The following is a 14,041-nucleotide window of genomic DNA, read 5'->3' as shown; positions in this document are numbered from 1 at the left end:
AGCCTCGCGCCGGAACCCGTGCTGACGCTGCGCGCGCTGACGCGCCACGCGCGACTGGCCGCCGGCACGCCGCCACTGGCCTACGCGCGACTGGCCTTCGACTACGGCGGCGAGCGCCTACCCAGCCGCGGCGGCGAACCGCACGTGCGCCGCGTGCGCGACGGCAAGCTGATCGAATTCACCCGCCAGCGCGCCGACGAACTGGCCGCGATGGAACGTCTGGAAAACGCCGGCCTGACCCCCGCCGTCGACACCGAAGGCCTGCCATGGGACTTGGCCGACACCCTGCCCGACGACGCCTGGCTGTTCCCCGGCACCGGCCACACCGGCGCACTGGAAGTGAACACGCCCGCACGCTGGATGGCGCTGCGCGGCAAGCTCGAGGACGACGGCTTCCTGCTCGACTACGACGCCAGCTTCCCGTTCGAGGTGCTGGAAGGTCCGGTGCACTGGTACGGCGAGGCCAGCACCGGCCGCGATGACGACCGCTTCGAGCTGGAGATCGGCATCGAGGTCGACGGCCAGCGCGTCAACCTGCTGCCGGTGGTGGCGCAGGCGCTGGGCGAACAGCAGATCAGCCTGACGCCGGCCACCAACGAGGCCGAGGACGCGGTCTGGTACGCGCCGGTCGACGACCGCAAACGCGTGCCCGTGCGCCTGCGCGAGCTGCGCGCGATGCTGGCGCCATTGGCCGAATACCTGGAGAAGCCGCGCACCCGCCTGCGCCTGCCGAAAGTGCAGGCCGGTCGCCTCGAGGAACTGGCGCGGGCACTGCCGCCCGACGGCAAGCTGGACGCGCCACGCGCGCTGCGCGGCTTCACCAGCCGCCTGCGCGAAGCCGCCGAGCGCGCCACCGACACCGTGCCCGAAGGCATCCAGGCCACGCTGCGCGACTACCAGCGCGAAGGTCTGCGCTGGCTGAACGCGCTGGACGAAGCCGGCGTCGGCGGCGTGCTCGCCGACGACATGGGCCTGGGCAAGACCCTGCAGCTGCTCGCGCACCTGCAGACCCTGAAGGAAGCCGACCGCCTCAAGCATCCGGCGCTGATCGTGCTGCCGACCAGCCTGATCCCGAACTGGCAAGCCGAGGCAGCGCGCTTCGTGCCCGCGCTCAAGGTGCTGACCCTGCATGGCCCGCAGCGCAGCGACGACTTCGCGCGCATCGGCGAACACGACATCGTGCTGACCAGCTACGCCCTGCTGCCGCGCGACCTCGACACACTGAAGAAACAGCGCTTCGAGCTGGTGGTGCTGGACGAGGCACAGCAAGTCAAGAACCCGCGCACCCAGGCGCGCCGCGCGCTGCTGAAGCTACAGACCGGCCGACTGCTGTGCCTGACCGGCACGCCGCTGGAAAACCACCTCGGCGAATTGTGGTCGCAGGTCGATCTGGCCGTGCCCGGCCTGCTCGGCGACGAGCGCGCGTTCCGCCGTCACTATCGCGGCCCGATCGAGAAGCAGAACGATCAGGCCTGCCAGCAGCGCCTCAACCAGCGCATCGCGCCGTTCATCCTGCGCCGCACCAAGGCCGAAGTCGCCTCCGAACTGCCGGCCAAGACCGAAATCACCCGCCGCGTGGTGCTCGACGGCAAGCAGCGCGAACTGTACGAAAGTCTGCGTCTGTCGCTGGCCGACGAGCTGCGCGAAGTCATCGCCCAGCGCGGCATCGAGCACAGCGGCATCATCGTGCTCGACGCGCTGCTGAAGCTGCGCCAGGCCTGCTGCGACCCGCGCCTGGTCAAGCTCGAAGCCGCGCGCGGCGTGCGCGAATCGGCCAAGATGGACCTGCTGCTGGACATGCTGCCGGCGTTGATCGCCGAAGGCCGCAAGGTGCTGCTGTTCAGCCAGTTCACCGAGATGCTGAAGCTGATCGGCCGCGAACTCGACCGCAAGCGCATCCGCTACGTCACCCTCACTGGCGAGACCCGCGACCGCGCCGAACCCGTGCGCCGTTTCCAGGAAGGCGAGGCGCCGCTGTTCCTGCTCAGCCTCAAGGCCGGCGGCGTCGGCCTCAACCTCACCGCCGCCGATACCGTGATCCACTACGACCCGTGGTGGAATCCCGCCGCCGAGGCCCAGGCCGCCGACCGCGCGCACCGCATCGGCCAGGACAAGCCGGTGTTCGTCTACAAGCTCATCACCACCGGCACGGTCGAGGAACGCATCGAAACCATGAAGGTGCGCAAGGCCGAGCTGGCCGCCGCCGTGCTCGAAGGCGGCGGCAGCCGCGACCGCCTGAAGTTCGATCAGGACGACCTCGACGCCTTGCTGGCCGGCGACGGCTGATCGCAGACACGGCCGGAGGCGGACTTCATGTTCGGCGACGCTGTCGCCAAGCCGCGCTCAGGGCGCGAGGGCCGACGACGCGCCCGTCGATGCATCCGGGCAATCCGCCAGCGTCGGCGCATCCTGCAGCCAGTCCTTGTCGGGATAGTAGGCGAACACCACCGACTGCTTGCGAATGGCGTCGATCAACGGCTTGGCGACGGACTTGCGCACAGCCGGGCAACCCCAGCTGCGGCCGAGTCGGCCCTGCGCCTCGGCGAACTGACGGCTGACGTAGCTCGCGCCGTGGATCACGATGGCGCGCTTTTCGGCCTGATCGTTGAAGCGGCCATCCAGGCCCTTCAGGCGCAGCGAATAGCCGTTGTGGCCGACGTAGGTGCCGTCGGTGACGAAGGTGCCCAGACTCGACATCAGGCTGCCTTCGCGGTTGGAGAAGTGCCTGGCGTACTGCCCTCCGGTGTTGCGGCCATGCGCCACCAGCACATGGAACAGCACCGTGCGGTGCGGCAGATCGAACACCCACAACCGGGGCGTGGTCGAGGGCAGGGAATAGTCGATCACGCTCAGCGTGCGCACCGTGCGGTGCCGGCTCACGCATTTGAGCGCGCGCGTGGCCAGGGCGATGACCCGCGGGTTGGCCTGTGGGGCGGCACGCGCCAGATCCACGGCGAGCGCACGGTCCGATCCGCGATCGGACGCCTGCGCGAACGCGCCCGTGCCCGTCAGTACGAGCAACACGACAAGGCGGAACCACGACAGGCGCGGACGGAGAATATGCATGCTGGGGCGCGACAAGGTGAACGTGCTTATGGCTTATATGTTACCCAGATCCGTCTCCGAGCAGCCTGAGACGCTGTGAATCCGGCGTGGCGTCGGCTCAATGCGCCGGGCGGTGATCGGTGTCGACGGACCCGGATTGCAGCAACGCGCCATAGTGCGGGTCCGGCGCCCGACCGTATCCCGGCAGATCGGTCACGAGGACTGTCGCGCCCGGACGGAGCATGGCGCGCAACCCGCGGCCGAACGCTTGCGGCAGCCGGATCTGCCGCGCCATCCGCTCGGGATCGGGCACCGGCCCGGCGCCGAGAATGCGGTAACCGGTCCAGCGATGCTCCGCTGGGGTCTTCGCAACGTCGTCGGAAGCGGCGCCCATGACGTAGAGCAGCATGCCGCGCACCGGCGCGTCCGAAGCCAAAGTTACCGGGGCATGCGCGACCAGCCGGCCGTTGCGCAGGACATAGGCGATGCCGTCGGCAGTGCTGACGACGATGCTCACGGGCGCGTCCGTGTCGTCGGCGTCCTGCATCGGAAACGCGTTGCTGGAATCTCCGAGCAGCAGGACGGGCTGCCCGGCCAGATCGATCGGCGCCACGGCGGAAGGATGCACGACCGTGGCCGGTGCCACGCGCGCATCGGCCACCACCACCACATCGCCGCGGCGCGTGGCGCCGTACAGACGACTGGCGAAGGCCGGCGGCAAGCGGACGCAGCCGTGCGATGCGGCGCGCCCTGGCAGTGCGCCCGCGTGCAACGCCACGCCATCCCAGGTCAGGCGCTGCATGTACGGCATCGGCGCGTCGTCGTAGAGGTTCGAGTAGTGCTCGCGCTTCTTCTGGAGAATCGTGTACACGCCCGTCGGCGTTTCGTAGCCGGGCTTTCCGGAGCTGATCGAGCTGACGCCGATGGCCACGCCGTTGCGGTACGCATAGAGCTGCTGCTCGTCGAGGCTGATCACGATCACCAGCGGTCCCGCGGGCGCCAGCTCGGGATGCCAGAAGTAGCCGGACGCGGCTTGTTGCGTCGCGGAAGACGCGGCGGGCGCGGCCAGCGCCAGCATGACGCCGAGGATCGCGGCCGCCCCAATGGCGCGAACCGCGTCGGCCGACGCCGTCATCGCTCTTTTCGCGTGGAGCCATGCTGCCTTCATGCGTCCAGACTACGCGCATGCCGATCCGGCGTCTCGCCGCACGTCGCACCGGCATGCCTTCGGACCCAAGGCTCCACCGCCTTCCGACGGGGGCCACAGTCCCTGACGCCGCGCATCAACGCCGCGCCGCCACCTCGTCGATGTGCAGCAGCAGGTCCGCCGGGTCCTCGTACACGCGGAACGCGCCCGCGCTCTGCAGTTCCTCGGCGCCGTAGCCGCCGGACAGCAGGCCGACGCCGAGGCCACGCGCGCGCTTGGCGGCGAGCATGTCCCAGATGCTGTCGCCGATGATCAGGGCGTCGTGGATGTCCACGCCGAGGCGCTCGGCGGCGGCCAGGAACAGGTCCGGGTCGGGCTTGGCGAAGCGCACCTGATCGCGCGTCACCACCGGCACGCGCTCGGGATCGACGCCCAGCGCCTGCAGGTTGTGCGCGGCGGTCTCCATGCGGCCGCTGGTGGCAACCGCCCACGGCAGCTGCTGCTCGGTGAGATAGGCCAGCAGCTCGCGCGCGCCCGGCAGCGGTCGGATCGCGCCTTCGCCGGCCTGGCGCTGGTAGGCCTCGGCGTGAAAGCGACGCAGTCGCTCGACGCGCTCCTCAGTGATATCGACGCCGGTCTCGCGCAGCAGGATGTTGGTGAACAGGCCGCCGCTCATGCCGATCTTGCGATGGATGCGCCACACCGACAGCTCGATCCCCTCGCGGTCCAGCGCCTGCTTCCACGCCAGAACGTGCTGGTAGACGCTGTCGACCAGGGTGCCGTCGAGGTCGAACAGGAAGGCGGTGTCGGGGCGGGGCATGCGGTTTCTCCAAAACATTCCGGGGGACTCCATGATCGCGCAGCAGGATGAAAGCGCAATGGCGTGACGCGGCGTCCACCGCCGCGATTCACGTGCCGGCATTGTCTCGTGCGAAGGCGGACGCTCGCGGCACAATCGGCGACATTTACGCCATTTCGCGGCCTGTAGACGACATTGATCGCCATACGCGGCCGATCGCCGCAGTTCGCACCCGTTCGACCCGTTCGCCTTGTGCTGGCGAAAGTTTGAACGCATAGTGCCGCCTGCGGCCTGACCGGCCACGTCTGGAAAGCCACACATGCGGGTACGTCTCGAAGACGTCGCACGCGCTGCGGGTGTTTCTCCCAAGACCGTCTCGCGCGTGCTCAACGACGAAGCCAACGTCCGCGAATCCACACGCGAACGCGTGCGGGCCGTCGTGGCCGAACTCAACTACCGCCCGCATCTGTCCGCCCGCAGCCTGGCCAGCAATCACTCGTACATGGTCGCCACGCTCTACGACAATCCGTCGTCGAGCTACCTGACCGAGGTCCAGGACGGCGTGCTCGAAGCCTGCGATCAGCGCCACTACAGCATGCTGGTGCGTCCGCTCGATGCCGAGGCGCCGGACTTCGTCGAGCGCGTGGACACCCTGATCTCGGCACACCGTCCCGACGGCCTGGTGCTGACGCCACCGGTCAGCGATCACCCCGAACTGTTGCAGCGGCTGCACGAACGCGGCGTGATCTACGCCAGCGTGTCGCCCAAGCAGCGTGCCGACACCATCGGCGTGTACATGGACGAGCAGGAGGCCGCGCGCGAAATCGTTCGGCATCTGATCCAACTCGGCCACCGCCGCATCGCCCACGCCATCGGCCATACCGTGCACGGCGCCGGCGCATGGCGTCTGGCCGGTTACCGGCAGGCGCTCGCGGATGCGGGCATCGCCATCGAACCGGCGCTGGTGGTGCAGGGCGATTTCTCGTTCGACTCCGGCGTGCAGGCCGCGCGCCAGCTGTTCGCGCTGGACAGGCCGCCGACCGCGATCTTCGCCGGCAACGACGACATGGCCTCGGGCGTGCTGTGGGCCGCCAACGAGCACGGCCTGTCGATTCCGCACGATCTGTCCGTGTGCGGCTTCGACGACGTGCCGATTTCGCGCCAGGTCTGGCCGACCCTGACCACCGTGCACCAGCCCGCCCGCGACATGGGCCGCATCGCCTGCCAGCAGCTGCTCGATGTGCTGCGCGGCCGCAGCGGCGGACACATGGTGCAAGTGCCGTACGCGTTGAAACTGCGCGCTTCCACGGCGCCGCCGCGCTGAGTCCCGGGCGACTCACTCAGTCGCGAAAAGTCTGTAACTGATCGTGAAAGCGGATGTAACGGCAGATGTAACTTCTGTCATTCAGGTTTGACAGCGCTGTCATACGGGAGTAAACATCGGCCCCACGCATCCGCAGACCTCGGGGAGGAGGCTGCGCGCGTGGGGAGGGGCATCCGGTGACAAGCGCCCCGAAATGGACCAAAAATCGGGGATTCTCGTGCGTTCCAGCAGTGCTTGTTTTCGTGCCTCCGTGCGTCTGGCGTTCGCCTGCGTGCTGTTTTCGCTGGTCGGCGTCGCGTCGGCCAAGGACGCCCAGCCAGCCGCCGCTTCCACCACGGTGCACCCGCAGATCTGGCCGCAGGTCACGCCTGCGCTGCCACCCGATCCGGCGCTGGAGCAACGCATCCGCGATGTGATGGCGCACATGACGCTGCGGCAGAAGGTCGGTCAACTGGTCATGGCCGACATCACCACCATCAAACCCGAGGACCTGGCGACCTACCCGATCGGCTCGGTCCTGGCCGGCGGCAACAGCGGCGCCTACGGCGACGAGTTCGCCTCGCCGGCGAAGTGGCGCAAGCTGGTCGACGCCTTCCACCGCGCGGCGATGAAGAATGGCAGCTCGGCGCATCCGGCCATCCCGGTGCTGTTCGGCATCGACGCCGTGCACGGCAACAACAACCTGGTCGGCGCCACGCTGTTCCCACAGAACAGCGCGCTGGGCGCGACCCGCGACCCGGCGCTGGTCAAGGCCATCGGCGCAGCCACCGCCGCCGAGACCCGCGCCGTCGACATCGACTGGACCTTCGCGCCGACGCTGGCGGTGCCGCAGAACGACCGCTGGGGCCGCACCTACGAAGGCTTTTCGCAGAATCCGTCCGTGGTCGCCGAGCTGGGCGCCGCCGAAGTGCGCGGCCTGCAGGGCGATCCGGGCAGCAAGGACTTCCTGGGCGCACATCACGTGATCGCCACGGCCAAGCACTTCCTCGGCGACGGCGGCACCCACGACGGCAAGGATCAGGGCGATACCGAAGTCAGCGAACAGGTGCTGCGCGACGTGCACGGCGCCGGCTACGTGTCGACCATCGGCGCCGGCGTGCAGACCGTGATGGCCTCGTTCTCCAGCTGGAACGGCGAAAAGATGCACGGCAACTACGGCCTGCTGACCGAAGTGCTGAAAAAGCGCATGGGCTTCGACGGTCTGGTGGTCGGCGACTGGAACGCGCACGGCCAGCTCGAAGGCTGCACCAACGCCAGCTGTCCGAAAGCGATCAACGCCGGCGTCGACGTGCTGATGACGCCGGAGGACTGGCGCGCGCTGTTCGCCAACACGCTCAAGCAGGTGCAGGACGGCCAGATTTCAACGGCGCGTCTGGACGACGCCGTGGCTCGCGTGCTGCGGGTGAAGCTGCGCGCCGGCGCGTTCGACCGCCAGGCGGCCGACGCCGGCAAGACGCCGCTGTCGGTGATCGGCTCGCCGGCCCATCGCGCGCTGGCGCGCCGCGCCGTGCGCGAGTCGCTGGTGTTGCTGAAGAACAAGGGGGGCATCCTGCCGCTGAACCCGCATCAGCGCGTACTGGTCGCGGGCGACGGCGCCAACGACGTGTCCAAGCAGTCCGGCGGCTGGACCATCACCTGGCAGGGCACCGGCGTGACGCCGGCCGACTTCCCCAACGCACAGTCGATCTGGTCCGGCCTGAAGCAGCAGATCACCGCCGCCGGCGGCCATGCCGAACTGGCGATCGAAGGCGCGTACAAGACCAAGCCCGACGTCGCCATCGTGGTGTTCGGCGAGAACCCGTACGCCGAGTTCCAGGGCGACCGCAAGAACTTCGCTTTCGACGACAACCGCGGCCGCGATCTGGACCTGATCAAGAAGCTGCGCGGCGAGGGTATCCCGGTCGTGGCCGTGTTCCTGGCCGGTCGCCCACTGTGGGTGAACCGCGAAATCAACGCGTCCAACGCCTTCGTCATGGCCTGGCTGCCGGGTTCGGAAGGCGGCGGCGTGGCCGACGTGTTGCTGCGCAAACCCGACGGCGCGGTGCAGTACGACTTCCACGGCAAGCTGTCGTTCGCCTGGCCGCGCACCGCGGTGCAGGTGGCGCAGACGGCGGACGATCCGCAGTATCCGTTCGGCTTCGGCCTGACCTACGAAGACCGCGACAACGCCGGTCCGCTGCCGGAGAAGTCCGGCCTGGTCGGCCAGCAGTACCCGACCGGGCTGTACCTCGATCACGGCAAGGCGATCGGCAAGTTCCGCCTCATGCTGACCACGCAGGCCGGCGTGCCCCAGGCCGTGACCAGCGTGCCGTCGCAGAGCGGCGACGGCGCGGTGCGCGTCACCGGCGTCGACTTCAAGGCACAGGAAGACGCGCGCCGCGTGGTGTGGAAGAAGCCCGGCGGCACGCTGGCGCTGACCACGCAGACGCCGGTCGACCTGGAACGCCAGACCAGCGGCGACGTGATGCTGGTCATGACCCTGCGCGCGGATGCCGTCCCCGCCGCCGGCACGATCACGCTCGGCGTCACCCAGGCCGACGGCGCCACCGTGCGCGTGCCGTTCCGCGCCGCGCTGGCGAAGTTACCGCCCAAGCACTGGATGACCGTCGCGCTGCCGCTGAAGTGTTTCCGCGAAGCCGGCGCGCACATGGGCTCGGTGGCCGCGCCGTTCGTGCTCACCAGCGATGCGCCGCTGGACCTGACGCTCTCGAAGATCGAACTGAACTCACATGCGGACAACGTGCTCGCCTGTCCCGCCGCGCACTGACGCGACGGCGCCGCACCGCATCCACGCCGCGAACCGCATCCCGGGGAATACACCGCAAACCGCAGCACGCATCAAACCGACAAGCGCCCACCGATCCACTCACAAAAAGCACGGGGCGCGCCACAGAAGATCGAAAGATCGAAGGAGGGGAACCATGAGCAAGATCCACCGATCCACGGTGCACAGCGCACCCGCTCCGGACGGCCAGACCGTGCGGCGGCATGCGCGGGGAGGCCACGCATGAAGCCGTACAAGCATCTGCCGCATCGTCGTCTGCTGGTTTCGGCCGTGCTGATGGCCCTGGCCGGCACGGTCTCGGCGCAATCGACGCAGACCGCGAACGACAGCAACAACACGCAGGACTCGTCGTCCATCGCCGCCAAGGCCAAGGCTAAGGCGAAGAACGATCCGACCAAGCTGCAGGCCGTGGTCGTGCAGGGCAGCATCTCGGCGTCGCTGCAGTCGTCGATGAACCTCAAGCGCTATTCCGACGGCATCGTCGACGGCATCGTCGCCGAGGACATCGGCAAGTTCCCCGACACCAACCTGGCCGAAGCGCTGCAGCGCGTGTCCGGCGTGTCCATCGACCGCGTCAACGGCGAGGGTTCCAAGGTCACCGTGCGCGGCGTCGGTCCGGACTTCAACCTGGTGCTGCTGAACGGTCGCCAGATGCCGACGGCGGACATCAACGACACCAGCGCCTCCAATTCGCGCGCGTTCGACTTCTCCAACCTCGCCGCCGAGGCGATCTCGGAGATCGACGTCTACAAGACCAGCCACGCGGACACCCCGACGGGCGGCATCGGCGCGACCATCAACATCAAGACGGCGCGTCCGTTCGACCATCCCGGCACGCACGGCAGCTTCGGCGTGAAGGGCGTGTGGGATACCTCCAACGGCAACGTGCCCGGCAACCTGAAGCAGGGCAACAACCTGACGCCGGAAGTCTCCGGCATCTTCAGCACCACCTCGGCCGACGGCCGCTTCGGCGTGGGCGTCAGCGGCAGCTACCAGGTTCGCGACTACGGCTTCAGCCAGGTCAAGACCGACAGCGGCTGGCGCACCTTCCACGGCGACGAGAACAACTGGGGCACGATCCCGCAGCCGGGTCAGCCGGGTTCGGAAAACATCACCAACCGTCCCGGTCCGAACGACGTCTACTCGGTGCCGCAGAACCTGAACTACAGCGTCAGCGGCGTGCGCCGCAAACGCACCAATGGACAGGTGGTCTTCCAGTACAAGCCGACCGACAACCTGGTCACCACGCTGGACTACACCTATTCCGAGCAGAAGGTGCAGCAGCAGCGCAACGAGATGTCGGTGTGGTTCAACTACGGCCCCTCGGCCAGCTCCTGGACCGACGGTCCGGTCGCCGCGCCGCTGGTGTATTCGGAAATCATCAACCCGGCCACCAGCGATCTGGCCATGGGCGGCGGCGAAAGCGCCACCAAGAACCAGAACAAGTCGCTGGGCTTCAACGCGGCGTGGAAGGTGACCGACAATCTGAATCTCGGTCTGGACATGCACCACTCCACGGCGGTGGCCGAACCGGACAGCCCGTACGGCTCCAACAACGTGCTGGGTACCGCCGGCTTCTTCCGCGGCACCACCACGGCCGACTACAGCGGCAGCTTCCCGGTGCTGAACGTGCAGCTGCCGGCCGGCATGACGCAGATCGACCCGTCGCAGATGCTGGTCACCGGCTCGTCGTTCCGCAACAGTTACCAGAAGATGAAGATCGACCAGATCCAGTTGTCCGGCGACTTCACCTTCCCCGACTACTCGCGCCTGGACTTCGGCATCGACCAGACCGACATGCACGATCGCTCGGCGTTCTCCAACGTGCAGCTGGACACCTGGGGCGGCGCTACCAGCGCGGCCGATTATCCCGACTCGGTCTGGCATCTGGACCACATGGGCCAGTACTTCGACCAGTTCAGCCGCCACAACGACCCGAACTTCACCGACGCCTTCTTCACCTGGGACTTCAACCAGGTGCGGCAGCTGGCGGCCGATGCCTGGGCCCGGGCCGGCAACGACCCGAAGGACTATCAGGCGTCGCCGATCTACACCACCGACCGTCGCGTGCACGAGAAGACCCGCAGCGCGTACCTGCAGTGGAGCCAGAGCTGGGACACGGCCATTCCGATCCATCTGGCCGTCGGCGTGCGCTACGAGAAGACCGACGTCGACTCCGCGGCCCTGGTGCCGACGCCGACCGGCATCTCGTGGGGCTCGGTCAACGAGTTCAGCCTGCTGCAGAGCGGCTCGGGCTTCACGCGCCAGAGCGGTTCGTACAGGTACTTCCTGCCCGACATCGATCTCAGCTTCGACCTCACCGACAGCATGAAGCTGCGCTTGGCCTACGGCGAAACCATCGGCCGTCCGGGCTGGGGCGACATCCAGGGCGGACAGACGCTGGATACCCTGGTGCGCGTCAACGGCGGCACCGGCTCCTCGGGCAATCCCGGCCTGAAACCGCTGCTGTCGCACAACATCGACCTGTCCTATGCGTGGTACTACGGTGACAACAGCTACTTCTCCGTCGCGTACTTCCGCAAGAACATCGACAACTACATCGGCACCACTCAGGTGACCCAGCAGCCGTTCAACCTGCACACGCCGGTCGGTGGCGACTACTGGAACGCCGCGCTCAGCGGCGGCTGCGCCTCGACGGATCTGCAGTGCATCCGCAACTACATCTTCACCAACTTCGCCGGCTCCCCGGGCGTCACGGTGACAGGTACGGATACCACCGGCAACCTGACGGGCACCATCGTCGGCCAGCCGGGTGATCCGATCGCGGACTTCCGCGTCACCACGCCGGCCAACCAGAAATCGGCCTCGCTGGATGGCTGGGAATTCACGGTGCAGCAGATGCTCGGCAAGACCGGCTTCGGCGTCGCCGCGAACTACACCATCGTCAACTCGGGCCTGACCTATGACAACTACATCATCGGTCAGCAGTTCGCGCTGGTGGGCCTGAGCAACTCGGCCAACTTCGTCGGCTTCTACGAGAAGGGTCCGTGGCAGGCGCGCATCGCGTACAACTGGCGCGACAAGTTCCTCAACAGCGTGTTCGACGGCGCGGGCCCGAACCCGATCTACACCGCTCCGTACGGCCAGTGGGACATCAGCGCCACGTACAACGTGACCGACCGGTTCTCGCTGTCGCTGGAAGGCATCAACGTCACCAACCGTGTCCAGCGCCAATACAGCCGCAACATCCACCAGCTGGAATACGCTACGCAGACCGGGCCGCGCTACATGGTGGGCGCGCGCTACAAGTTCTGATGCACGACCGCCCACCGACAGCCTATGCTGCCGGTGGGCACGTTGTTCCGCGGGCCGCAGCATTCAGGCGGCCCGCTTGTTTCGTGAGGTACGCCATGATGATGTCGCAGGAAACCCTGGATGAGTGAGGCGATCACGCGGATCGTCGTGGTGGGCGGCGGTTCGGCCGGCTGGCTCACCGCCGCCGTGCTCGCCGCCGAACACGGCGCGACGGGTGCCGTCGCCATCACCGTCATCGAGTCGCCGGACGTGCCCACGGTCGGCGTCGGCGAAGGCACCTGGCCCACCATGCGCGACACCCTGCGCCGCATCGGCGTGACCGAGACCGACTTCATCCGCGCCTGCGACGCCACCTTCAAACAGGGTTCCCGGTTCATCGGCTGGGTCGACGGCGGCGATGACGACGCCTACCTGCATCCGTTCGTGCTGCCGCAGGGCTTCCTCGACGCCAATCTGGTCGCCGGCTGGCTGCAGAGCGACGCGCCCTACGCCGACCTGGTCAGCTTCCAGCCGCACCTGTGCGCGGCCGGCAAGGCGCCTAAGCAATTCGCCACGCCCGAATACGCGGCGGTGGCGAACTACGCCTATCACCTGGACGCCGGCAAATTCGGCATCTTCCTGCGCACGCATTGCACCGAACGGCTCGGCGTGCGCCATCTCGCCGATCACGTGCTGGCGGTGAACGCCGCCGACAACGGCGACATCGCCTCGCTGCAGACGCGCGACCACGGCGCGCTGGAAGGTGACCTGTTCATCGACTGCAGCGGCGGCCGCGCGCTGCTGCTGGGTCAGCACTACGGCATCGAATCGATCGGCGTGCGCGACGTGCTGTTCAACGACCGCGCCATCGCCGTGCAGGTGCCCTACGCCTCGGCCGACGCGCCGATCGCCTGCCAGACGATATCCACCGCCCAGCGCCACGGCTGGACCTGGGACATCGGCCTGTCCGCACGTCGCGGCGTGGGCTTGGTCTACGCCAGCGAGCACAGCGACGACGACGCGGCCGAAGCCGCCCTGTTCGACTACATCGAAGCTTCCGGCGGGCCGTCCGCGGCGCAGCTGCCGACGCCCGCGCGCATCGCCTTCGCGCCCGGCTACCGGCGCGTGTCGTGGCATCGCAACTGCGTCGCCGTCGGCATGGCCGCCGGCTTCGTCGAACCGCTGGAAGCCTCGTCGCTGGCGCTGGTCGAACTGGCCGCCACGGCACTCGCGGACCAGCTGCCGGCCACCCGCGCCGACATGGACCTGATCGCGCGCCGCTTCAACGACGCGTTTGCCTACCGCTGGCAGCGCGTGATCGATTTCCTCAAGCTGCACTACGCGCTGTCGCAACGCGACGACTCGGACTACTGGCGACGTCACCGCAACGACGACACGCTGCCCGACTCGCTGCGCGATCTGCTGCAGCTATGGCGCACCCAGCCACCTTCGCGCCACGACCTGGTGCGGGTCGAGGAAGTGTTCCCCTCGGCCAGCTACCATTACATTCTGTACGGCATGGGTTTCCGACCGCAGTTGCGCGCCGGCCGTGCCTCCGACCACGTTCGCCGCGCGGCGACGCATTTCCGCGAAGCCGCCGACCTCGCCCGCCGCATGTTGCCGGCGCTGCCCACCCATCGCGAACTCATCGACCACGTTCACGCCCACGGCCTGCCGAAGATCTGA

At 68.0% G+C, this 14,041-nt stretch carries 8 protein-coding genes; 5 read left to right on the top strand and 3 right to left on the bottom strand.

Going from position 1 to position 14,041, the window contains the following annotated elements; all coding sequences use genetic code 11:
• On the top strand, nt 1-2,286 hold a 2,286-nt coding region (locus LF63_RS00800), incomplete at its 5' end, for a DEAD/DEAH box helicase (protein ID WP_235205238.1).
• A 57-nt stretch (nt 2,287-2,343) separates the two neighbouring features.
• On the opposite strand, the gene LF63_RS00795 is transcribed toward LF63_RS00800, so the two are convergent.
• From LF63_RS00795 to LF63_RS00785, 3 genes are all read right to left on the bottom strand, one after another.
• Entirely contained in the window at nt 2,344-3,045 is a 702-nt protein-coding gene (locus tag LF63_RS00795; protein WP_425477057.1) for a murein L,D-transpeptidase catalytic domain family protein, read from the bottom strand.
• A 118-nt stretch (nt 3,046-3,163) separates the two neighbouring features.
• Nucleotides 3,164-4,180, bottom strand: coding sequence for a L,D-transpeptidase family protein (locus tag LF63_RS00790; RefSeq protein WP_043098972.1), 1,017 nt, complete (start codon nt 4,178-4,180; stop codon nt 3,164-3,166).
• Nucleotides 4,181-4,328: 148 nt separating this feature from the next.
• Nucleotides 4,329-5,012 carry an HAD family hydrolase gene (locus tag LF63_RS00785; protein WP_043098971.1) on the bottom strand — a complete coding sequence of 228 codons (684 nt, stop codon included), beginning with the start codon at nt 5,010-5,012 and terminating at the stop codon, nt 4,329-4,331.
• Between the two features lie 298 nt (nt 5,013-5,310).
• On the opposite strand from LF63_RS00785, the gene LF63_RS00780 reads away from it, so the two are divergent.
• From LF63_RS00780 to LF63_RS00765, 4 genes are all read left to right on the top strand, one after another.
• Nucleotides 5,311-6,315, top strand: coding sequence for a LacI family DNA-binding transcriptional regulator (locus tag LF63_RS00780; protein ID WP_043098969.1), 1,005 nt, complete (start codon nt 5,311-5,313; stop codon nt 6,313-6,315).
• Nucleotides 6,316-6,508: 193 nt separating this feature from the next.
• The gene (locus LF63_RS00775) at nt 6,509-9,082 is read left to right on the top strand and encodes a glycoside hydrolase family 3 protein (RefSeq protein WP_081945020.1); all 2,574 of its coding nucleotides are present in this window, start codon (nt 6,509-6,511) and stop codon (nt 9,080-9,082) included.
• Nucleotides 9,083-9,322: 240 nt separating this feature from the next.
• Nucleotides 9,323-12,376, top strand: a complete 3,054-nt coding sequence (locus tag LF63_RS00770; RefSeq protein ID WP_043098965.1) for a TonB-dependent receptor — start codon at nt 9,323-9,325, stop codon at nt 12,374-12,376.
• A gap of 120 nt (nt 12,377-12,496) precedes the next feature.
• Complete coding sequence (locus LF63_RS00765) at nt 12,497-14,041, top strand: tryptophan halogenase family protein (RefSeq protein WP_043098963.1); 1,545 nt, start codon at nt 12,497-12,499, stop codon at nt 14,039-14,041.

The sequence above is a fragment of the Oleiagrimonas soli genome (assembly GCF_000761445.1).
Classification (GTDB): domain Bacteria; phylum Pseudomonadota; class Gammaproteobacteria; order Xanthomonadales; family Rhodanobacteraceae; genus Oleiagrimonas; species Oleiagrimonas soli.
The sequence above is the reverse complement of the archived record's forward strand: the minus strand, read 5'-3'. Positions and strand labels throughout refer to the sequence as shown.

Bases quoted from the DNA above. Each gene is read 5' to 3' on its own strand.
- LF63_RS00790 (WP_043098972.1), bottom strand. From the start codon at position 4,180: ATGACGGCGTCGGCCGACGCGGTTCGCGCCATTGGGGCGGCCGCGATC.
- LF63_RS00765 (WP_043098963.1), top strand. From the start codon at position 12,497: ATGAGTGAGGCGATCACGCGGATCGTCGTGGTGGGCGGCGGTTCGGCC.
- LF63_RS00775 (WP_081945020.1), top strand. From the start codon at position 6,509: ATGGACCAAAAATCGGGGATTCTCGTGCGTTCCAGCAGTGCTTGTTTT.
- LF63_RS00785 (WP_043098971.1), bottom strand. From the start codon at position 5,012: ATGCCCCGCCCCGACACCGCCTTCCTGTTCGACCTCGACGGCACCCTG.
- LF63_RS00770 (WP_043098965.1), top strand. From the start codon at position 9,323: ATGAAGCCGTACAAGCATCTGCCGCATCGTCGTCTGCTGGTTTCGGCC.
- LF63_RS00780 (WP_043098969.1), top strand. From the start codon at position 5,311: ATGCGGGTACGTCTCGAAGACGTCGCACGCGCTGCGGGTGTTTCTCCC.